Source organism: Thalassospira sp. SN3W, from assembly GCF_038070535.1.
Taxonomy (GTDB): Bacteria; Pseudomonadota; Alphaproteobacteria; order Rhodospirillales; family Thalassospiraceae; genus Thalassospira; species Thalassospira xiamenensis.
The window spans coordinates 3,691,061-3,711,972 of the sequence record NZ_CP121124.1 but is presented as its reverse complement, the minus strand read 5'-3'; the positions used below and the strand labels follow the sequence as shown (position 1 = coordinate 3,711,972).

The following is a 20,912-nucleotide window of genomic DNA, read 5'->3' as shown; positions in this document are numbered from 1 at the left end:
AACCAAAATTCCCCCTTGACCTTACCCTTACTTGAGGTTCTATGAACAAACGCATCACGAATTCAGGAGAATGGCGATGCGTGTTTTTATTCTGGGTGGTAGCGGCCTGATCGGGGCGGCGATTGTGCGCAATCTGGTTTCGGCCGGGCATCATGTCTTTGCCCTGGCACGCAACGAAAACAGTGCCGCCCATCTTGCCGTCATGGGCGCATGGCCGATCCGCGGCGACATTCACAATCCCGGCCCGTGGTGCGATAAACTGCCCGTTGTCGATGCCGTCATCCATGCCGCATGTGATTTTTCCGCCGATATGGGCGCGGTTGATGCCGGGATGCTGATCGAATTGCTGCACGTTCTGCATCGCCAGTCCGGGCCAAAGGCCCCCGCCCTGCCACGCTTCATCTATACCGGCGGAAGCTGGCTTTACCCCGCGATGAAATCTTCTGACGACATTCATGATGAAAAAACGCCCTTTGCCCCGGTGCCGGGTTTTGAATGGATGGTCGCAGGGCTCACCAAAATCCTGTCCGATCCGGCCCTGCATGGCATGGTGATCCATCCCGCCACCGTCTATCGCACCGATCCGCCGTCTCGCACCCGCCCGACCTTGCCGGGCGGGGCGCTTCATGACATGGCCCGCAGGGCGCGCGATGAAAACCGCGTTCGGATTGTTGGCGATGGGCCGGGGGATGAAGTCGTCTGGCCGCTGATCCATGCCGATGATCTGGCCGATCTTTATCGGCTGGTGCTTGAAAACGGCGAACGCGGTCAAAGCTATATCGGGGTTGGCATCGAAGGTATCGCGACCGGCGATCTTGCCCGTCAGATCGCGCAAACCTTTGGCCGGGCCGATTGCGAGATCGAGCATATCAGCCCCGATGACATCGCCCGCGAATACGGGCAATGGGCGCGTGGCCTTGCGCATAGCCACCGCATGACCAGCCAGAAGGCAATCCGCGAACTCGGCTGGCAACCGCGCCATACCGATATCGCGCGTGACCTGCAAAGCTGCTGCGGGGTTTCCGCAGCAGCCTAGGGATCAGCCCCCCATCAAATCCGGCCAAGCAATACCAGCGCGACCACGATAATCAGCACGACGCCCAGCAAACCGATGCTGGTGTGACCAAAACCATAGCCATACCCGCCAAAGCGGCCGCTAAACCCGCCCAGCAGGAAAATCACGAGTAATACGACAAGAATGGTACCGACTAACGACATTTGGTCGTCTCCTGCTATGTTGAAAATAATCTGAAAGGCAAATCAGCCCCATCGCGACCGCCTTTAATCATGCGGGCCGGACGGCGTTTGCTGATGCGACAACCGCAGCCACACACCGTCATCGTTCAGATAGGTCGAGGTACAAAGTGCTTCGTAAATCGGGTCTTCGGCCCGTTCCGCCGAGACGCAATAGGCCAGAACCGCAACATCGCCCTTGCGCGTGATCGCAAGATCGCTGAATGCCACCGTCCGCCATCTTTGGGCGACCGCGTTGTTGCGCCAGATCGCCTCATCCACCAGAATACCCGCCGGATAGGGCAAAACCGCAATCGCCCCCTTGGCCGTCAGGTGATGAACACCATCCGCCCCTTCGGTCCAGAACTTCTTTTCAAGCACCCATAGATCGTCTTTGTCTGTCATCAATTGGCCTTTGCGCACAATTTGGGAATAAATCCGGGATACAAAGATCGGTCTGGCGGCTGGGGTTTCTATTTGCCGAACCAGAAAACGGCGACCTGAATCACCAGAAACGCAATCGCGACCATCAGATAAAGCCGGTTGCCAAGGATATCGGGCAGTATTGTGCCTGTGCCTCTGCTTGCGCTTGCCTGACGCGTACGATCCGCCAGCTCCCCGCCAGGCAGGGATGCGATCATTCGGCTTACCGCGTCGGCACGTTCGGCAATCACCGATGGCACATCGGTAAAGCGCGCAACAAGCCCGTCAAGCCGTTCCCACGCGGATTTTTTCGGCAGCGCCGCAAGGTCGGATGCCTCCTGCCACGGATCAACACCAAGCCGTGCCAGCATCGACAGAACCGTAACACTGGTCCCTTTGCTGTCATCACCAACCGGCATTTGCAGGAACTGGTCGTATTTTGTGTCAAGACCGATAGACGAGGAATAATGCGCCACAACAAGCCCCTTGACCAGCACGGTTCGGCTCGGCCAGACAGACCGATCCCGAAGTGTTCCCCCGAAATACTCTGGGGCTGGAAAAGAAACACCTGTCGGATATTGTAGTCGCCAATTGTATTTTCAGGACTGATGCAGGTTAGGGTTGTTGTTGAAAATCGTGCTGAAATCCTAATGCTTGCCGCTAATCGCGTTAAGCCCGACCACCCCGCCAATGATCATCAACAGGAAAACCGCCTTTAATACGCTCATCGGTTCCTTGAAAAACATCATCCCGATCACCGCCACCGCCGCCGTGCCAAGCCCCGACCACACCGCATAGGCTGTGCTGACCGGGATCGTGCGCAACGTCAATGACAGCACCCAGAAACTGACCCCGTAAAGCGACAGGCTCAAAACCGCAAAGCGCCAATCGGTAAAACCGTTGGAAAATTTAAGCGACACCGTCCCGACCACTTCAAGGCAGATCGCGCCCAACAGATAAACCCATGCCCGCATAACCAACCCCTTCACGGTCAAAGATTTGTGCGCCCAAAATGGCCAAAACCAACGCGCGGGGCAAGCCATCCGTCGCGATAATTTTCGACCTGCCCCGATCTGCATCAAACCACCTGCCAAAGCCATTGCGTATAACTGCACGCCAAGGCACATTGCGGGCACATTGCGGCCCGGCCACCAACATGCGACACTGCGCCCGGATTTGAAGCCCGAATAAAACAGGGATAAAAACATGATCGAAACCGATATTCTGATTGCAGGCGGCGGCATCGCCGGCATGAGTGCGGCGGCCCGCTTTGCCGCCGACGGCCACAGGATCATGATTGTCGATCCTGCCCCCGCCGACATTGGCGAGGGGACGGACCTTCGCACCACCGCCTTCCTGCAACCCGGTATCGAAACCCTTAAAAAGGCCGGTGTCTGGGACGCGATCAAACCGACGGGTGCCGAACTTCGCGTCATGCGCATCGTCGATGCCGGGGGCAATGAAATGACCCCGCGCGAAACCGCCGATTTTGACGGGGCCGAAACCAATCAGGGCTTCTTTGGCTGGAATGTCTCGAACAAGGCCGCCCGTGTTTCGCTGATGGCGAAACTTGAAACGCTGCCCAATGTCGATTTCCGCTTTTCCACAACCGTCACCGGCTTTACCGGCACGTCACGCTACGGCGAAGCCACCCTGTCTGGCGGTGAAACCGTGCGCGCCAAGCTGGTCGTGGCGGCGGACGGCCGCAATTCATCGCTTCGCGAATTTGCCGGGATCAAACATCGCCGCTGGGCCTATGATCAAAGTGCGCTGGTCTTTGTCGTCACCCACGACAAACCGCACGACAATATCTCGACCGAAATCCACCGCACCGGCGGGCCGTTGACCCTGGTGCCGATGCCCGATCTCAATGGCAAACCATGTTCATCCGTCGTCTGGATGACACCGGCCGACCGCGCCCGACAGCTTTACAACATGGATGACGCCACCCTTTCGGCTGAAATCACCCGTGACACCATGTCGATGTTCGGCCCGCTTACGGTCGCAAGCCCGCGCGCGATCTGGCCGATGATCTCGCAAGTCCCGTCACGCCTGATTTCGGCCCGTTTGGCCTTGGTGGCCGAAGCCGCCCACGTCGTCCCGCCGATTGGCGCGCAGGGGCTTAACATGAGCCTGCATGACATCGAAACCCTGGCCGACCTGATGGCAAAGGCCAAGCTTAGGGGCGAGGATATCGGGGCCACCACGTTGCTTAAATCCTACGAACGCAAACAGCTTCCCAAAACGCTGGCGCGCGTTGGCGGCATTGATCTGCTCAATCGCGCCTCCATGTTCGAACCCAGAACACTGCGCGATCTGCGCTATGCGGGTCTCACCGCCATCAACCGCATCGGCCCGCTGCGTAAACTCGCGATCAAGGTCGGGGTGGGGAAATAACTTAGCCCCACCCGGTTCCGCCAAAACAGTCAAACAATCAGCTTCCCATCCGGCCCGAAAAACGGATGTGGTCCGTCATACCGGTCAAGATAGGCCAGATGCGTCATCAAATTATGCTGCCCAGCATCCCACACATGCAGATGCATCGCGGGCGGTTCCATGACAAAGGCCGATGGTCCATCGGCGCGTAAATCAAACGCCACCTGATGGGCGACCGACGGGCCGATCATCAACGGCACCCCGGCCCAGATCGTATGAATCGGGCGATGCACATGGCCACAGAAAATCGCCTTGATCCGGTCGCGATGCACCGAAACGATTGCCGCGAGTTCTTCTGCCCCTTCGCCCAGATTTTGCGCATCCATATGCGCAATCCCGGTCCGGATCGGCGGATGATGCATGAAAATCGCGCAATCCCGGCCATCCCCGTCCAGAAGCACATCGCGCAGCCAGTCAAGCTGTTCGGGGCCCAAAACGCCACCCGGTTTGCCTTCATCAAGCGTATCCAGCGCAATCAGGCGAAGCGGAAAATCATCGACCACATAATTCACAAATCCGGTATCGGCCCCAACCGGGGAGGCATCGGGAAAGGCTGCCCGCAGCGGTTGGCGTCGGTCATGATTGCCCGGCACCATGAAATAGGGGATCGTCAATTTGGCAAGGATTTCGGCGACCAGCGCATACTCGTCCGGCGCACCAAGATCCCCAATATCGCCGGTAAACAGCACCACATCCGGGCGCGGCACCATCGCCATCACATGGGCAACCGCCTTTTCAAGCGCGCCTGCGGTATCCACCTTGCGATAGGCAAGCCTGCGGCCCGCCCCGATATGCAGGTCGGTCAATTGAGCAATCAGCATTTTCTTTGATTTCTTTCTTTTGTTTTATGACTGGGCCGCAACAGCGGGAAAAACCGTCAGCCGGTCGGCATTGACCCGGCAATGCACATCGGCCCCGGCTTCAATCACGTCATCGGCATGGGTATCCATCGTGATCGCCTGCGGGCCAATCCCCGACACGGTCAAACGCAACCGTTCGCCGAGGTAGGATACTGCCTCGACCCGGCCGGTAAAATGCGCCTCGCTCAGGTCACAGGGCGAAAGCCCGTCCGCCCGGAAATAAAGCTCCACCGGGCCCTGATCGATAATCGCCCCGTGGCGCGGATCAAACGCATCGACCGCATCAAAAACATGGGCCCCGATATGCAGCCGCCCGTCGCGCATCTGCCCTGTCATCCGGTTGGCCGCCCCGACGAAATCGGCAACAAACGGGTTTTGCGGCTTGCGGTAAATCTCGCGCGGGGTGCCGATCTGCGCGATCTCGCCCTTTTGCATCACGACGATCCGATCCCCCAGCGCCATGGCTTCTTCCTGATCATGGGTGACGTAAACCGCGGTAATGCCAAGCTTGCGCAGAAGCGCATTGATCTCGGTCCGCAACCTTACGCGCAGTTTCGCATCCAGCGCGGTCAATGGCTCGTCAAGCAACAGGACACGCGGCTGCACCGCAATCGCGCGCGCCAAAGCCACGCGCTGGCGCTGCCCGCCCGAAAGCTGATCAATCGCACGATCCGCCAGCATATCGATATGCATCATTTCCAGCATCGCATCGACGCGCGCATCGCGTTCTTTGCCCGGCACCCCATGTACCTTAAGCCCATAGGCAACGTTTTCCGCCACCGTCATATTGGGAAACAGCGCATAGGACTGAAACACCATGCCAACCCGGCGTTTTTCAATCGACTGGCGGGTGACATCATCCCCGTCAAAGCTGATCACACCACCCGCATCAGGGAATTCAAGCCCGGCAATCATGCGTAAAATCGTCGTCTTGCCGCATCCCGACGGACCCAGCAGAACAATCGTTTCCCCGCCCTCAATCGTCAGGTCAAAGGGGGCCAGGGCGCGTGTGCCATCGGCAAAGGTTTTCGCACAATTGCGAAGTCTGATCTGCGTACTCATAACGTATCCTCCGCCGTATCGATGCGCTTCGATGCGCCCTTGCCCCGGTTGGCAAGCGCCTGCATCGCAATCAGCAACGGCATGATCAAAACAAAGAAAATCAGGGTATAGGCACTGCCGATCTCAAGGCGCATGGATGCATAGGCATCCGCAAGACCGACCGGCAATGTCTTGGTTAACGGCGTATGCAGCATCCAGGTCAGGTTGAATTCCCCGATGGAAAGCGTCACCACCATAAGCGCACCTGCCAGAATACCCGGCTTGGCATTGGGCACGATGACGCCAAAGAACCGCCGCCAGAACCCTGCCCCAAGGCTTGCCGCCCCTTCTTCCAGCATCTTCATATCCATCGCCGCCATCACCGCCGCGACAGAGCGCACCATGAATGGCAGGGTAAACAAAACATGCCCGGTCAGGATGAAAAGCCAGCTCGACCGATACCCGCTAACCCCGCCATAGGTAATCAGCAACGCCAGCGCCAATGCCAGCCCCGGTATGGCTACCGGCAGCGTCAGCAATTCCTCAAACAGCCGCATCATCCGGCTGGGTCGTCGCACCAGCACATAGGCCAGCGGCACACCGGCCACCAATGTCACCACAAGACACGCCATCGCAATGCCAAGTGATAACAGGATGCTTTGCGCATAAAGGTCCCAGACCTCGAACACCCAGCGCAACGTCAATCCCGACGATAGCCCCTTGAACACATTGACCGTCACCCCGGCAAGCGCCGACATCACCACCGGCACCACGATAAACAGGCACAGCACAATCGTCAGGCCAAGCTGGCTGTAAAATTTCCAGTCACGCCGCATGATCACGCTCCCCCACCGGTGCCCGATGTCGCACCATTGCCAACGAAAACACGCACCGCGGCCAGAACCGCCCATGTCATCGCACCCAACGCAATGCTGAGCGCCGCTGCCACCGCGATATTGGCGTTTCGGGTAAATTCGGTATAGATCACCATCGGCAGCACATCGATATCGGTTGCCAGCGTAAAGGCCGTGCCAAACGCCCCCATCGCGGTCGCAAAACAGATCGCACCCGACGACACAAGACCGGGCATAAGCCCCGGCAGGATCACATCCCGGACCACCCGCCATGTCGGCGCGCCCAGTGACCGGGCCGCTTCTTCAAGCTGCGGATCAAGCTTCTCGGCCGATGCCATCACGGCCAGGATCACCCGCGGGATCGAAAAATAAAGATAGCCGACAAACAACCCGGTGATCTCATAGGCAAAAACAATCTTCTCGCCCCAAAGCGCGTCCGTGACCGACCCGATCACGCCCTGCCGCCCGGCCAGCATGATCACCATGAACCCAACCACCGTGCCCGGAAACGACAGCGGCAATGTCAAAAGGGCAGTAATCACATTGCGCCCGGCAAACCGGTTGCGCACCAGAAACAGCCCGCAAATCCCGCACAGCACAAGGGCCGTCACCGTCACGCCCGCCGACATCACAAGCGTCTGGATCAGGCTTGCCAGATACCGATCATTTGTCAGGATCACGAAATAGGTCGCAAGCCCATCCGGCCCATCCGCCACCCGCATCGCCACCAGCGCCATCGGAATGATGAAAAACGCCGCGACAATGATCAGGCCGGGCAACATCAACAATGCCAGAATGGCCGGGCTTCCCGCCCCCGGTGTTGCCCGCCCCAAAACACGGGATAATAAAGACGATAAAGCCCATGGGAAAGAAGGGCGCGAACGCCCCTCTTTGATATGTTCAACCGACGACACTTACCGCACCTCGGACAGATAACGCTCGCCAAAACCGGCCTGAACTTCGGCCATTTTGGCGTAATCCACCGGCTGGGAACGCTCATATTCCGCGGCCGGCAGGAACTTTTCGGAGGCTTCCGGCGACATCGCCGATGCAATCACCGGGCGCAGGAACGCATTGGCCCAATGGGCCTGCCCCGCGTCTGACATCACATAATCCAGAACCTTTTTGCCATTGTCCGCATGCGGCCCGTTCTTCACCAGGCTCATGACATAGGGAACGGCAACCGTACCCTCGGTCGGGATGACGAAGGCAACACTCGCCTCGTCCTTGTATTTCGCCCGATACGCATTGAAATCATAATCGATCAGGATCGGAATTTCGCCCGACAGAACCCGCGCATAGGCGGTCTGTTTCGGCACGATCGGGTCGTTTGCTTTCAGTTTTTTGAAAAACTCGATCCCCGGCGTGAAATCGTCAAGCGATCCACCCATCGCCCGGTTGATCGCAACCGCACCGGCATAACCGACAAACGCGCTTGACGGGTCAAGATAGCCCACCATGCCCTTGTATTCCGGCTTCAGAAGGTCCGACCAGCTTTGCGGAACCGGTGCCCCGCCAAGGGCCTCGGTATTGACAAAAAGCCCGATTGTGCCGGAATGAATGGCAAACCACGCACCGTTTTCATCTTTCAGGCCCGCCGGGATCTTGTCGAAATTGGCCGGTTTGTAATCGGCAACAACGCCTTCCTCTTTGGCCTTGATGCCAAACGAAACCCCGTAATAGGCAACATCGGCAACCGGATTGTCCTTTTCCGCCAGAAGCTGCGACAAAGTCTGACCGGAATTCTTGTTATCCTGCGGCACATCGATCTTAAGGTCGCGGGCAATGTTTTTAAGCTGCCCGCCCCAATCAGCCCATTCCGGCGGACAGTTATAGCAAATCGCAACATCTTCGGCGAAGGCAGGCTGCGCAGCCGCAACAGCAAACGCCGCACCCATGACAAGTTGTTTGAAACGCACTTTTGATCTTCCTATACTCGGGTTGATGAACGGCGTCGGGAATCCCCTCGGAATGCTCCAATGGAGTCCCCGTCGCTTAGATGATGAGGCAGCAACAAACTCTGCGGGTTTGTCTGCCCCTTGATCAGGCCGCGCAGGAATGCAAGCGCCTGCCGGCCCATCTCCTGGGTGGGTTGAACTGCCGAACACAGCTTTGGCGTGATCAGCCCACCCACCGAAATTCCGTCAATACCGCCAACCGAAACATCACCGGGCACCGATAACCCATGCGCCCGGCACGCGCTGATCGCCGCAATCGCCAGCATGTCGGTCGAACAGACAATCCCCGTGACCTGATCCGGCCCCAACAGCAAATCACGTAATGGCTCCACCAGATCGGTCTCACCAAACCGCACCTGCACCAGATGCTTTTTCTCGATCCCGGCCTGATCCAGCGCCCGGCAAAACCCGTCATAGCGCTGGCGCGACCGGTCCGAACTTTCAAACTGGCCGGCCACCATCACAAGCGACCGGTGCCCCTTGGCAATCATCGCGTTGGTGATGTCAAAGGCCGACTTTGCGTTATCAACACTGATCGCGGCGATATCGGCGCGTTCCGGTTGGTTAAACAGCAACACGAACGGGATTTTCTCGGCCAGCAGCAAATCCACCACCGGATTGTTATCGGCATTGGCGAGCGTTAAGATCAACCCATCGACGCGATTGTTCAAAAGCGCTGAAACCGCCCCCATTTCGCGTTCGGGATCATAATTCGATGATGTCAGAAGAACCGTAAGGCCCTCTTCATTGGCTTCCTGCTCGATCCCCTGCACCGATGTCGCAAATACCGGGTTGGCAAGGGTCGGCACCAGAACGCCGACCGTGCGGGTCTGGCTCATCTTCAACCGGCGGCCATTGATGTTGGGCCGGTAATTCAGATACCGCATCGCCGCAGTCACGATTTCGGCGGTCTCCGCCGGAACCTCGCCGGGGAAATTGATCACCCGCGATACCGTCGCAATCGACAGACCGGACTTGCGCGCCACATCGCGCATGGTGGGTTTTGACGACATACCAGAACTCCTGTAACGCCCCCACCATAGGCAAGTTACAAGTCAGTCTGATAACGCATTTGTTGCCGTTTTATGAACATTTGAAACGTTTACATCGGCAGAAAACCGCGATTTCACAAAATCACGACCTACCCCAAAACCCGACATCCCAAGCCCCGGCATGGCCCCGCCCCTTGTTTTTCCCCGCCAGCCACCGCCCGAATATCCCGCCCGTCGCACACAGCCAACCTTCGCCCCGCCCACGACGCGCCCCTCGCGTGAGCCGGAATCTAAAATGCAATCCCCTTTTGCACTGCTATTCTTTAAAGGACATTGCGTGCGCCGCACCCAATGTCCTAAATTGTCCGCCACCTGATCACGACATTCCGATCAATTAATTCCTGCATACGCCAAGAACAGGTTTCCAAGAATGAACGCCGTCGAAATCGAACAAGCCCTTGCAGACCTTGCCGACGCCCCCTTTGACCGCGAAGAATTTCCCTTCGCGTTTCTGGAGGCCTTCGGTAACAAGGAAACCACGATCAAACGGCTACGTAGTGGCAACACCAACGCATCGGATGTTGAAAACGGTATTTTGCAACGCCTTCACCTTCACCTCGCCACCTGTGACGAGGGCATGGTTGAGCAAACCCTGAATGCCCTGCGCCAAAGCCCGAAAACCGCCTCGGCGAAGGTTAAATACATTATCGCAACCGACGGCATTAGCTTCAGTGCAGAATATCTTGTCACTGGCGATATTCTTGCCTGCAATTATCCGGATTTCGCGGGAAACTTCCCCTTTTTCCTGCCCTTGGCGGGCATAACCACCGTTCGGGAAATCACCAACAGCAAGATCGATATTCAGGCCAGCAACCGCCTCAACCGGCTTTATGTCGAACTTTTGAAAACCAATGAAGGCTGGACCACCGAAGAACGCCGCCATGATATGAACCAGTTCATGGCGCGCCTGATCTTTTGCTTCTTCGCCGAAGACACAGGCATCTTCAACGGCGATGATTTGTTCACCGCCACACTCGAACAAATGAGCGACGCAAAATCTGGCAACACCGATCAGGTACTCGCCGAATTATTCCGCGCCATGGCCACACCGATTGAAAACCGGGCCGCTGCCAATTTGCGCCCGTGGGCTGACGCCTTCCCCTATGTCAATGGTGGCATGTTTGATGAAAGCTGCCCAATCCCGAAGTTTTCCAACATCGCACGATCCTATTTGCTGCGCGTCGGGAAACTCGATTGGCAGGATATCAATCCCGATATTTTCGGCTCAATGATTCAGGCCGTCGCCGATGATGGTGAACGCGGCGAGCTGGGTATGCATTACACCAGCGTCCCAAACATCCTGAAGGTCTTAAACCCGCTATTCTTGGATGATCTGCGTGAAAAGCTTGAAGAAGCAGGCGACAATCCGCGCAAACTTTTAAACCTGCGCAAACGCATCGCCAATATCCGCGTGTTTGACCCGGCCTGCGGATCGGGAAATTTCCTTGTCATCGCCTATATCCAATTGCGCGAGATAGAGGCCGAAATTCTTAAACGCCGCAAAGAAACCCACGACCGTTCTTGGATCAAGCTTGAAAACTTCTATGGCATAGAAATCAAGGATTTCGCGGTCGAAGTGGCCCGTCTGTCCCTTCTGATCGCCGAATTCCAATGCGATGTTCGCTTTATCGGCCAAAAGGAAGCCCGCGCCCTTGTCCTTCCGCTCCGCAAAACCGGTCGCGTAAAACGCAGCAATGCCCTTCGTGAAAACTGGCTGGAGATTTGCCCTCCGGCGACCAAACCTTTGCTCGAAGAACACGACCTTGGTGGCCCAACGGGTAGACTTGCGCTGGAAAGCGTCAATCAAAGTGCCAACTTAGAAGTTGAAACCTATATTTGCGGCAATCCACCTTATTTGGGGAGCACGTGGCAATCTAAGCAACAAAAGGATGATCTAAAACAGATCTTCGACAAAAGAACGAAAAACTGGAAATTATTAGATTATGTTGCAGGCTGGTTCATGAAAGCTGCGGACTATAATATTTCCCAAAAGGCAGCCGCTGCTTTTGTGTCAACGAACTCGATCTGCCAAGGACAACAAGTCGCCATTCTTTGGCCCGAAATTTTTAAAACCGGAAATAAAATTCATTTTGCCCATACCAGTTTTAAATGGGAAAATCTTGCAAGTAATAAGGCAGGCGTAACAGTTGTAATTGTTGGGATGTCTGCCGATATAAAAAGCAACAATAATATATACACAACTACAAATGATGGCGATGTCAATATTCAACGCACTCAAAGCATTAGTGCCTACCTTGTTTCCGGGCAAAATATTATAATAAAAAAATCATCCAGAGCGCTCAACAATAAAAATCAAATGAGCTTCGGAAATAAACCCGTAGATGGAGGAAATCTTCTACTTACTAAAAATGAAATGGAAAACCTGAAACTTTCGCAACACCAAAAAGACAGATTTACCCGGCGTATATTTGGATCATCAGAGTTTATTCGAGGGCTTGAACGGTATTGCCTTTGGATTACCGATGAAGATCTAAAATTTGCTCTCTCATTGCCGCAAATTAAGAAACGCGTAGATAGAGTTCGGGAAATACGATTAGAAAGCCGCGACAAAAGCGCCAATGAGTTATCTCAGCGCCCGCATCAGATGCGAGAAATGAATATTGGTTTAAAACATACAATAGTTCTTCCCAGTGTTTCGTCGGAAAATCGCAATTTTCTGCCTGTTGGATTATTGGATAATCGCTCAACAATTACCAATCTCGCATTTGCATTATATGATGCCCCAATCTGGAATATGGCTTTGATAGCCTCCCGATTACATTTGGTATGGATTTCGACAGTCTGTGGAAAAATGAAAACCGATTTTCGCTACTCAAATACGCTCGGCTGGAATACCTTCCCGCTTCCAACATTAACTGAAAAGCACAAAGAAGATTTGTCCCGTTGCGCAGAGAATATTCTTTTGGCGCGAGAAATTCATTTTCCTGCTTCCATTGCCGACCTTTATGATCCCGAAACCATGCCGGAAAATCTGCGCAAGGCGCACGACGCCAATGACGAAGTTCTGGAACGCATTTATATTGGTCGCCGATTTAAAAATGATACCGAACGGCTCGAAAAGCTGTTTGATCTTTATTCAAAAATGATTGCCAAAGAAGAAGCCCAAAAAATCAAAGCGAAAGCCAAAAAACAAAAGGCATCCTGATCATGACAGCCCCCAAATCCGTTCCATCGGTTTCGGTGAAATATAACCAAACCGGACGATCCAAATCATCGAATGAACTGGGCATGCGCGTCATGCAGGAACGCGCCTTTGAAAAGCGCGGCGAACAATATCTTTTGATCAAATCGCCCCCGGCATCGGGTAAAAGTCGTGCTTTGATGTTTGTCGCCCTCGACAAACTGCATAATCAGGGCTTGAAGCAGGCGATTATTGCCGTTCCTGAAAAATCCATCGGATCAAGCTTCAACAGCACGCCACTTTCAAATCACGGTTTTTGGGCCGACTGGATTGTCGAACCGAAATGGAACCTGTGCAACGCACCGGGCGAAGATGGTGGCAAAGTCAATTCGGTCAAGGCATTCCTTGATAGCAATGATCAAATTCTGGTTTGTACCCATGCCACCCTGCGCTTCGCAGTTGAAAGGTTCGGCACGGCTGCGTTTGACAACCGCCTGATTGCGATTGACGAATTTCACCATGTCAGCGCAAACCCCGACAATATCCTAGGCAGCCAGTTGACGGCCTTCATTGCCCGAAATCAGGTCCATATCATTGCGATGACCGGGTCCTATTTTCGCGGCGATGCAGAGGCCGTTCTGTCGCCAGAAGACGAAGCAAAATTCGACACAGTCACCTATACCTATTACGAACAACTCAACGGCTATGAACACCTGAAAACCCTTGATATCGGCTATTATTTTTATTCGGATTCATATGCTGATGACATTATGGGGGTTCTTGATCCCGATGAAAAAACCATCATCCATATTCCAAGCGTGAATTCACGCGAAAGCACCAAGGACAAATTCCGCGAAGTCGAACATATCATTGGATCACTCGGCACTTGGGAAGGAACAGATCCCGATACCGGATTTCAGCTTGTGCGCACAGCGGATGGGAAACTGCTTAAAATAGCCGATCTGGTTGATCCTGATTCCTCAAAGCGCGAAAAAGTTGCTTCTGCACTCAAACGGCCAGAAGCCAACGCCAACCGCGACCATGTCGATATGATCATTGCCCTTGGTATGGCCAAGGAAGGTTTTGACTGGATTTGGTGCGAGCATGCGCTGACAATTGGTTATCGCGCCAGCCTGACCGAAATCATTCAGATTATTGGCCGCGCCACCCGCGATGCGGTTGGGAAAACTCATGCACGCTTTACCAACCTTATCGCCGAACCCGATGCATCATCAGAACTGGTGACAGAAGCAGTCAACGATACCCTAAAGGCGATTGCCGCCAGCCTTTTGATGGAACAGGTTTTGGTCCCGAAATTTAATTTCGTTCCCAAAAACAAGGATAATGTTCCGTCCGAGGGTTATGATTACGGCGAAGGTGGCTATGATCAAAACCGCGAAAACATAGGCTTTAACGAAGAAACCGGTCAATTCCAGATTGAAATAAAAGGATTGATCGAACCGCAAAGCGACGTCGCAAAACGCATTTGCCGCGAAGATTTGAACGAAGTCGTCACCGCCATTGTTCAGGATAAAACAGCCCTTGAACGCGGGCTTTTTGATACCGAAATGGTTCCCGAAGAAATCACCCAAATCCGGGTCGGTCGTATTATTCGTGAAAAATATCCTGACCTTGATGAAAGTGATCAGGAAGCAATCCGCCAGCATGCGATTGCCGCTTTGAACTTCACCCAACAGGCGAAAAAACATGCCGTCGCAATGGATGAAGAAAACCCGGAAAAATCTGGTAATACGGCCCTGATTGACGGCGCACGTCGATTTGCTTTGCATGTGCGCGAACTCGACATTGATCTGATTGATCAGATAAACCCGTTTAGCGAAGCTTACGCAATCCTGTCCAAGGCCATGAATGCCGAACGGCTCAAAGAAATTGAAGCCATCATTACCAGCAAAAAAATGAGCCTTTCCCTCGACGAGGCCCGCGAATACGCGGCGCGCGCCAAAAAATTCATGCAGGAACGTGGAAGACTGCCAGAAATGACCTCAAGTGATCCATGGGAACGCGAACTGGCAAAGGGGCTTGCCGCGTTTCGCAGTAAGGTGATGGAGGCCAAAAATGCCAACCAGTAACCTTGAAAGTGATTTGGCCCTGCTCGAAGAACTGGGCCTAAGTACCGAGCCGGAACAAAAGGCTACACTCACGCCACGTCAGGAACGTATCATCGCTGGCTTCGAAGAAATTCAACGCTTTGTCGAAGAAAATGGTCATGAACCGATGCAGGGTGCAGACCGCGACATTTTCGAACGCATCTATGCGGTGCGACTGGATCAAATCCGCAAGCAGGCCGAATGCCGCGATGTGTTGCGCGATATGGATCATCAGGGCCTGTTGAATGAAGATCATGACACAGCCCAAGAAACCGGCAAAGATACCGACGATCTTGACGATATAGAACTACTTGAATCGCTTGGTCTATCTGTTGATGGCAGCGAAAGCGACATCACCAAACTGACGCACGTAAAGTCGCAGGCGGAAAAACGCGCCGCCGAAGAAATCGCCAACCGCGAGAAATGCGAGGATTTTGAGAAGTTCAAACCACTTTTCAAGCAAGTTCAGGAAGACCTTGATAACGAAACCCGAACAACACGTCCGTTTGTCAGAGATGCCGGTTTCCTCAAGGCTGACATTAAACAAGGACAGTTCTTTATCCTTGGGGGGCAAGTTGCCTATGTTGCCAATGTGGGCGAACGGACCAAGGCCCCGAATGGCGAGACGGATGCCCGATTGCGCGTCATCTATTCCAATGGAACAGAGAGCAATCTTTTGCTGCGCTCCCTGCAACGTGCTCTTTATAAGGATGAAACAGGCCGTCGTATAACCGATGCAGATGCAGGTCCTCTTTTCAGTCGCGATGCCCCGGAAGAAGATGAAACCTCGTCTGGTAAAATCTATGTCCTGCAAAGCAAATCTGATTTGCCGGAAATTGCAGAAAACCGCACTGTGATCCATAAAATCGGCGTCACGACTGGCGATGTAAAAAAGCGCATCGCCAATGCACGCAAGGACCCGACCTATTTAATGGCTGATGTCGAGATCGTTGCGGTGTATGACCTCTACAACATTAACCGCACCAAACTTGAACGCATCCTGCATCGGGTTTTTGAACCGGCACGTTTTGACATTGCAATCAAGGATCGCTTTGGAAATCCGGTGCGCCCCAAAGAATGGTATCTCGTACCCGGTTTCGTTATTGATGAGGCTGTCGAACGCATTCAGGATGGCACAATTACCGACCTGATATACGATCCTAAGCAGGCAAAACTGGTTATGGCGTAAAGCATTTGTAACCCGCCTATACCGCCCCCCCCTCAACTCTGATGCAACCGCAACTCCGCCATAAAACCATCCGGCTTGCCGGGGCGCGGGGAATGGAGCGTTAATTCCCCATTGATATTGCCAACGATGGTTTTGACAATCGAAAGGCCAAGCCCCGCCCCGCTGGCCTTGGTATTGGATCGTTTGAACCGCGATGTCAGGTCATCAAGGTCTTCGGGCCGCACCGCATCGCCCGCGTTCGAAACCCTGACCGTGTCGCTGCCAATCACTTCCACCATCACCTTTTCCTGATCGCTGCCATGTTTAAGCGCGTTTTCAATCAGGTTGCGCATGCAGATCGCAAAGGCATCGTGATCGATATTGGCCGAAAGCGCGGTTGCCGATCTGGCGTCAAAGGCGATGCGCCCCGCGCCATCGGCCACCCGTTCCAGATCATCAATCACAAGCCCCAGTGTCGCGCCCAGTTTCTGGTTTTCCCCGGTCGGGCTGGTGCCGACCCCGGCCTCGGCGCGCGCCAGTTGCAAAAGCTTTTCTGATAGCCGCGACAACCGTTTAAGGCTTTCCTCGGTCTGCCGGGCCCGGATGCGCCCCGGATGGTCTTCGGGCAGTTCGAGCACAAGCCTTTGCGTCTGCGCCAATGCCGCGGCAATCGGGGTGCGCAATTCATGCGCGCTATGCGCGGTAAAGGTCCGCTCGGCACTCAATGCCGCATCAAGCTTTTCCATCAGCCGGTTGACGGCGGTGACGATGGTGCTGATTTCCTCGGGCGCATCGTCGAGTTCAAGGGGTTGCAAATTACCCTCGCCGCGTTCCTCGATCGCATCGCGGACGCGCAACACCGGGCTCAACCCCCGCCGGAGTGCTACGATCACCCCGATAATCACCGCCGGGATCAGCAGCACAATCGGCAGGAACTGCGCCATCACGCTTTCAAAAAGCGCCTCGCGCCGGTGTTCAAGCGGCTCTGCCACCTGAATGATCCGCGTGCCCCCCAGAAGGACGGCGGTATAAATGCGGAAATCCTGCTCGTTATAAAATCCTTCGATCAGGGGCGCTTCAAACGGATTTTCCTGCGCGTTATAGGACCGGAGCAAAAGCCCGCCCCCGCCCTCGCGCACCTGATACATCAGGTAATCCTCGCCAAGTTCCTCGTCCCCGTCGCCATCCCCGTGGTCCTCGGTGCGGATTTCGCCCTTGGCCGGGCTTGGCAGCACTTCCTGCGCACTGCCGCCGTCATGGCGTTGCAGATAATCATCAATCAGCGGCGCATAGCGATAGGCCGTGGTGACAAGGCTGTTATCGAACGCTTCCTGCATTTCGTGATACATGCTGTAACCGGCCAGAACCGACCCCGTCAGCCAGAAAACACTGACCGTCACCGTCAATCGCCGGGCGAGCATGAATTGCAGGCTGTTTTTGGCCATCTTGCTCATAAGCTCGGATCATCCTTCAATGCGATAACCAACGCCGCGCACGGTATGGATCACCGCCTTGCCCAGCTTGCGCCGCAGGCGGCTGACATAAACCTCGACCGTATTGCTTTCGATTTCCGCGCCAAATTCATAAAGCGCTTCTTCAAGCTGTGCCTTGGATAATGTCGCGCCCGGACGGCGCAGCAATTGATCCAGCAACGCCCATTCCCGCGATGTCAGATCGGTCTGCTGCCCGTCAATCACAACCGACCGGCTGGCAAGATCAACCTCGATCGCACCGCCGTTATCCCCCGAAAGCCGGATCAACGGGTTCGGGTTGCCCGAATACCGCCGGGCGACGGCAAGCAACCGTGCCGACAGCTCATGCAAATCAAACGGCTTGACCAGATAATCATCCGCCCCGGCATTCAGCCCGGCAATCCGGTCTGAAATCTGGTCCTGCGCGGTCAGGATGATGCACGGCGTCACACTGCCCGCCCGCCGCAGGGCGCGCAAAAGATCAATCCCCTTGCCATCGGGCAGGTTCAGGTCAAGCAATAGCACATCATAAGGTGTGCCGCGCAACATGATCTCGGCCTCGACCACACTTTCGGTCATGTCAACCGCATCCCCCGACGCCAGCAAATGGTCTCGCACCGCCTCGGCCAGATAACGTTCATCTTCCACCAGCAAAATCCGCATCGCGCCCCGCGTCCCCGTTTCCCGTTCGAATACGATCCCAAACCGGCAGATATGCCGTGCAAAGCTGACAACAACCTGAAGGCCGGACCAAACCCCGTTCAGCTTCCTGTCAGCAAACCGCGTCAGGATCACCCCATTCGATACGCCAACCTTGACTGTTTCAAATTGATCTTAAAGGACCCCGACAATGAAAAGAACGCTTTTCCCGACGGCCTCTGCTGCGGCACTGACTTTCGCCCTTCTGGCGGGTGCCGCCCTGACCCTGCAATCCGCCCCGGCACGCGCCAGCGATGATCTGTGCAACGTCCCCAAAGCCGAATGGCAGCCGATGGAAAACCTTGAGGCCAAGCTGACGGCCGATGGCTGGGCCGTCAAGAAAATCAAAACCGAAGACGGCTGCTACGAAGTTTACGCCCAAACCCCGGATGGCAAGCGGGTCGAAGCCTATTTCAACCCGAAAACCTTCGAAGCCGTCAAAACCAAAGAAGACTGATCCCACTCTTTCCAATCCGATCTTCTCGAACCGCACCCCGTTGCCCCCGCTCCGGTGATCATGATGCTCCCCACCCCGAAGATCACCGGGGCACCCCGGGGCACCCCGCCAAAAAGGAACCCGATCAATGCAGGTTAAAGTCTGGGACCCGCTGGTCCGTATTTTTCACTGGGGCCTGGCGGCAAGTTTCGCCCTCGCCTGGATCACCGCCGATGAATGGGATGCCCTGCATCACTGGGCCGGTTATGCCGCCGGCGGCCTGATTGCCTTTCGCCTGATCTGGGGGCTTATCGGGTCGCGCTATGCCCGTTTTTCGCAATTCATCCGCCGCCCGTCGGTCGTGATGGCCTATCTTGGCGATATCATCACCGGCCGCGAAAACCGCTATATCGGCCATAACCCGGCCGGGGCGGCGATGATTGTCGCCCTGATCATCGGCGTGATCGGCTGTGCGCTTACGGGCTGGATGTACACAACCGACGCCTTCTGGGGGGTGGACTGGGTCGAAGAAACCCACGAATTCCTTGCCAATGCGCTGCTTGCCCTTGTGCTGGTCCATATGGGCGGGGTGCTGCTGGCAAGCCTGCGCCACCACGAAAACCTTGTCCGCGCCATGATCAATGGCCGCAAACGGGTTGCCGGGTCTGACGATATTTCCTGATCGACGAACGCGATCTCCCAAGCGGCCTGAAAAATCCTTTGAAATTTTCCCTCGAATTTCTTGCCGGATACGAAGCCGAACCTTGCGGGCGGGTTTATCCCCGCCCGTTTTTTGTGCGCCGACGCTGGGCGTGTTACGCCCTATCGCCCATCACGCGTGCCGGATTGCCGACCACCGTGACACCGGGTGCGACATTCTTGGTCACCACCGCACCGGCCCCGACAATCGCATCATCGCCGATACTGACCCCGGCCAGGATGATCGCCCCGCCGCCGATCCAGACATTCCTGCCAATCGTCACCGGCAGCGCGATTTCAAGATGCTGCTTTCGAAGCTCCGGGTCCTTGTGATGCTGCGCGCAATAAATCTGCACATTCGGGCCCAGCATTGAATGATCACCAATGATCACCGAAGCGGTATCAAGGATCGTGCAGCCGACATTGATGAACACATCACGCCCAAGGCGGATATTGACCCCGTATGCACAATGAAACCGCGTTTCGATCCGCGCGTCTTCAGCACATTGCGCAAACAGCGCGCGCAGCTTCGGCGCGATATTGCCACGATCAGATGGCGGCAGGGTGCTGTGTTCATGCACCGCCTCATGGGCCCGTGCGCGCATGGCATCAAGTTCCGGGTCAAGGCAGCTATACCACTGCCCTGCCTTCATTTTTTCAAGCTCGCTTTGGGGCATCTCGATCCGGGGCGTTGTTGATGATGGCGGGGCCCAGACTACGCCCCGCCCGCACCTCGCGCAAACAAAAGAAACCCGCATATGTGGGGGCATATGCGGGTTTTACGGCAGGTCAGATCAGGGGGGAGACGTCTTCAAACCTGCCAGTCGGGTCGTCAGGGAGGCGGCAGAAAAAAGCTTACTTCACCACAAGCCTGTAATTCGGCGTGGTATTAAGCGGGCAGCTATACAGATACTCACCGGGCTCAAGCGTCACCGCGTAATCCTTGGTCTTGCCCTTAAGCAATCCGCCGCCCGACACCGAAATCTTCTTGCTCAATATCTTGTCGGTCCAGTCGTAATCCTTGTCACGCAGCCAGAAACCGACCTCATAGGGCACGCCATCGTTGGCGACCCGGAAAATGTAATCACCGGGCGGCAGCGTCATTTCACCGGCCTTTGCCACACGCTGATCACCGCTTTCCTTGTTGATCGCAACGCAATCGGCTTTCTTGGTGCTGGTGTAATGATGGTTGGTGCCCTCTGGCTCCAGAAACTGGCAGGGCACCTGCGTGATTTCGATAACCTTTGGGGCGGCCTGCGACGGGGCGGCAAACCCTGCCAGCATCACCATCGCAATCCCGCCACCCATAACAACCGATTTCAACATCTGCT

General features: G+C 55.3%; 21 protein-coding genes. 7 read left to right on the top strand and 14 right to left on the bottom strand.

The features are described from left to right. Positions 1–76: 76 nt before the first annotated feature. Positions 77–1,036, top strand: a complete 960-nt coding sequence (locus tag P8T57_RS16990; protein ID WP_341363776.1) for an NAD-dependent epimerase/dehydratase family protein — start codon at positions 77–79, stop codon at positions 1,034–1,036. A gap of 14 nt (positions 1,037–1,050) precedes the next feature. Here the strand turns inward: P8T57_RS16990 and P8T57_RS16985 are convergent, their stop codons facing one another. From P8T57_RS16985 to P8T57_RS16970, 4 genes are all read right to left on the bottom strand, one after another. Next, positions 1,051–1,218: a DUF3309 family protein gene (locus tag P8T57_RS16985; protein ID WP_071239857.1), complete on the bottom strand. Its 168-nt coding sequence runs from the start codon at positions 1,216–1,218 to the stop codon at positions 1,051–1,053. Positions 1,219–1,281: 63 nt separating this feature from the next. Beyond that, entirely contained in the window at positions 1,282–1,638 is a 357-nt protein-coding gene (locus tag P8T57_RS16980; RefSeq protein ID WP_037987943.1) for a hypothetical protein, read from the bottom strand. A gap of 68 nt (positions 1,639–1,706) precedes the next feature. After that, positions 1,707–2,153 carry a hypothetical protein gene (locus tag P8T57_RS16975; RefSeq protein ID WP_341363775.1) on the bottom strand — a complete coding sequence of 149 codons (447 nt, stop codon included), beginning with the start codon at positions 2,151–2,153 and terminating at the stop codon, positions 1,707–1,709. 150 nt (positions 2,154–2,303) lie between these two features. Then, a complete protein-coding gene (locus P8T57_RS16970; protein ID WP_341363774.1) occupies positions 2,304–2,630 on the bottom strand; it encodes a multidrug efflux SMR transporter in 327 nt (108 codons plus the stop codon). A gap of 232 nt (positions 2,631–2,862) precedes the next feature. Between P8T57_RS16970 and P8T57_RS16965 the strand changes: the two genes are divergently transcribed. After that, a complete protein-coding gene (locus P8T57_RS16965; protein WP_341363773.1) occupies positions 2,863–4,053 on the top strand; it encodes an FAD-dependent oxidoreductase in 1,191 nt (396 codons plus the stop codon). Positions 4,054–4,082: 29 nt separating this feature from the next. Here P8T57_RS16965 and P8T57_RS16960 read toward each other — a convergent pair whose 3' ends face one another. The 6 genes from P8T57_RS16960 to P8T57_RS16935 are packed head-to-tail and all read right to left on the bottom strand — an operon-like array spanning position 4,083 to position 9,818. Then, positions 4,083–4,913, bottom strand: coding sequence for a phosphodiesterase (locus tag P8T57_RS16960; RefSeq protein WP_341363772.1), 831 nt, complete (start codon positions 4,911–4,913; stop codon positions 4,083–4,085). A 24-nt stretch (positions 4,914–4,937) separates the two neighbouring features. Continuing rightward, positions 4,938–6,014 (bottom strand): ABC transporter ATP-binding protein, encoded by a 1,077-nt coding sequence (locus tag P8T57_RS16955; RefSeq protein ID WP_341363771.1) that lies wholly within the window; start codon positions 6,012–6,014, stop codon positions 4,938–4,940. Continuing rightward, positions 6,011–6,829, bottom strand: coding sequence for an ABC transporter permease subunit (locus P8T57_RS16950; protein WP_341363770.1), 819 nt, complete (start codon positions 6,827–6,829; stop codon positions 6,011–6,013). The genes P8T57_RS16955 and P8T57_RS16950 overlap by 4 nt, the downstream gene beginning before the upstream one ends. Before the next feature lie 2 nt (positions 6,830–6,831). Next, positions 6,832–7,761 (bottom strand): ABC transporter permease, encoded by a 930-nt coding sequence (locus P8T57_RS16945; RefSeq protein WP_341363769.1) that lies wholly within the window; start codon positions 7,759–7,761, stop codon positions 6,832–6,834. After that, the gene (locus tag P8T57_RS16940; protein WP_341363768.1) at positions 7,762–8,766 is read right to left on the bottom strand and encodes an ABC transporter substrate-binding protein; all 1,005 of its coding nucleotides are present in this window, start codon (positions 8,764–8,766) and stop codon (positions 7,762–7,764) included. It abuts the gene before it with no gap. Positions 8,767–8,777: 11 nt separating this feature from the next. Continuing rightward, positions 8,778–9,818, bottom strand: a complete 1,041-nt coding sequence (locus P8T57_RS16935; RefSeq protein WP_341363767.1) for a LacI family DNA-binding transcriptional regulator — start codon at positions 9,816–9,818, stop codon at positions 8,778–8,780. 409 nt (positions 9,819–10,227) lie between these two features. Between P8T57_RS16935 and P8T57_RS16930 the strand changes: the two genes are divergently transcribed. The 3 genes from P8T57_RS16930 to P8T57_RS16920 are packed head-to-tail and all read left to right on the top strand — an operon-like array spanning position 10,228 to position 16,296. Further along, positions 10,228–13,023, top strand: a complete 2,796-nt coding sequence (locus tag P8T57_RS16930) for a DNA methyltransferase (protein ID WP_341363766.1) — start codon at positions 10,228–10,230, stop codon at positions 13,021–13,023. Positions 13,024–13,025: 2 nt separating this feature from the next. Further along, a complete protein-coding gene (locus P8T57_RS16925) occupies positions 13,026–15,089 on the top strand; it encodes a DEAD/DEAH box helicase (protein ID WP_341363765.1) in 2,064 nt (687 codons plus the stop codon). Then, positions 15,076–16,296 (top strand): GIY-YIG nuclease family protein, encoded by a 1,221-nt coding sequence (locus tag P8T57_RS16920; protein WP_341363764.1) that lies wholly within the window; start codon positions 15,076–15,078, stop codon positions 16,294–16,296. Before P8T57_RS16925 ends, P8T57_RS16920 begins: the two co-directional genes overlap by 14 nt. A 32-nt stretch (positions 16,297–16,328) precedes the next feature. Here the strand turns inward: P8T57_RS16920 and P8T57_RS16915 are convergent, their stop codons facing one another. Together P8T57_RS16915 and P8T57_RS16910 are read right to left on the bottom strand one after the other, a co-directional pair. Beyond that, complete coding sequence (locus tag P8T57_RS16915; protein ID WP_007091808.1) at positions 16,329–17,729, bottom strand: ATP-binding protein; 1,401 nt, start codon at positions 17,727–17,729, stop codon at positions 16,329–16,331. Between the two features lie 9 nt (positions 17,730–17,738). Continuing rightward, positions 17,739–18,410 carry a response regulator transcription factor gene (locus P8T57_RS16910; protein ID WP_071239865.1) on the bottom strand — a complete coding sequence of 224 codons (672 nt, stop codon included), beginning with the start codon at positions 18,408–18,410 and terminating at the stop codon, positions 17,739–17,741. A gap of 187 nt (positions 18,411–18,597) precedes the next feature. Here P8T57_RS16910 and P8T57_RS16905 point away from each other — a divergent pair, with 187 nt between their 5' ends. Together P8T57_RS16905 and P8T57_RS16900 are read left to right on the top strand one after the other, a co-directional pair. After that, positions 18,598–18,903, top strand: coding sequence for a PepSY domain-containing protein (locus P8T57_RS16905; protein WP_341363763.1), 306 nt, complete (start codon positions 18,598–18,600; stop codon positions 18,901–18,903). Between the two features lie 127 nt (positions 18,904–19,030). Further along, positions 19,031–19,564: a cytochrome b/b6 domain-containing protein gene (locus P8T57_RS16900; RefSeq protein ID WP_341363762.1), complete on the top strand. Its 534-nt coding sequence runs from the start codon at positions 19,031–19,033 to the stop codon at positions 19,562–19,564. A 133-nt stretch (positions 19,565–19,697) separates the two neighbouring features. Here P8T57_RS16900 and P8T57_RS16895 read toward each other — a convergent pair whose 3' ends face one another. Together P8T57_RS16895 and P8T57_RS16890 are read right to left on the bottom strand one after the other, a co-directional pair. Next, positions 19,698–20,258, bottom strand: a complete 561-nt coding sequence (locus P8T57_RS16895; protein WP_341363761.1) for a sugar O-acetyltransferase — start codon at positions 20,256–20,258, stop codon at positions 19,698–19,700. A gap of 178 nt (positions 20,259–20,436) precedes the next feature. Beyond that, positions 20,437–20,907, bottom strand: a complete 471-nt coding sequence (locus tag P8T57_RS16890) for a hypothetical protein (protein WP_341363760.1) — start codon at positions 20,905–20,907, stop codon at positions 20,437–20,439. Positions 20,908–20,912 lie beyond the last annotated feature (5 nt).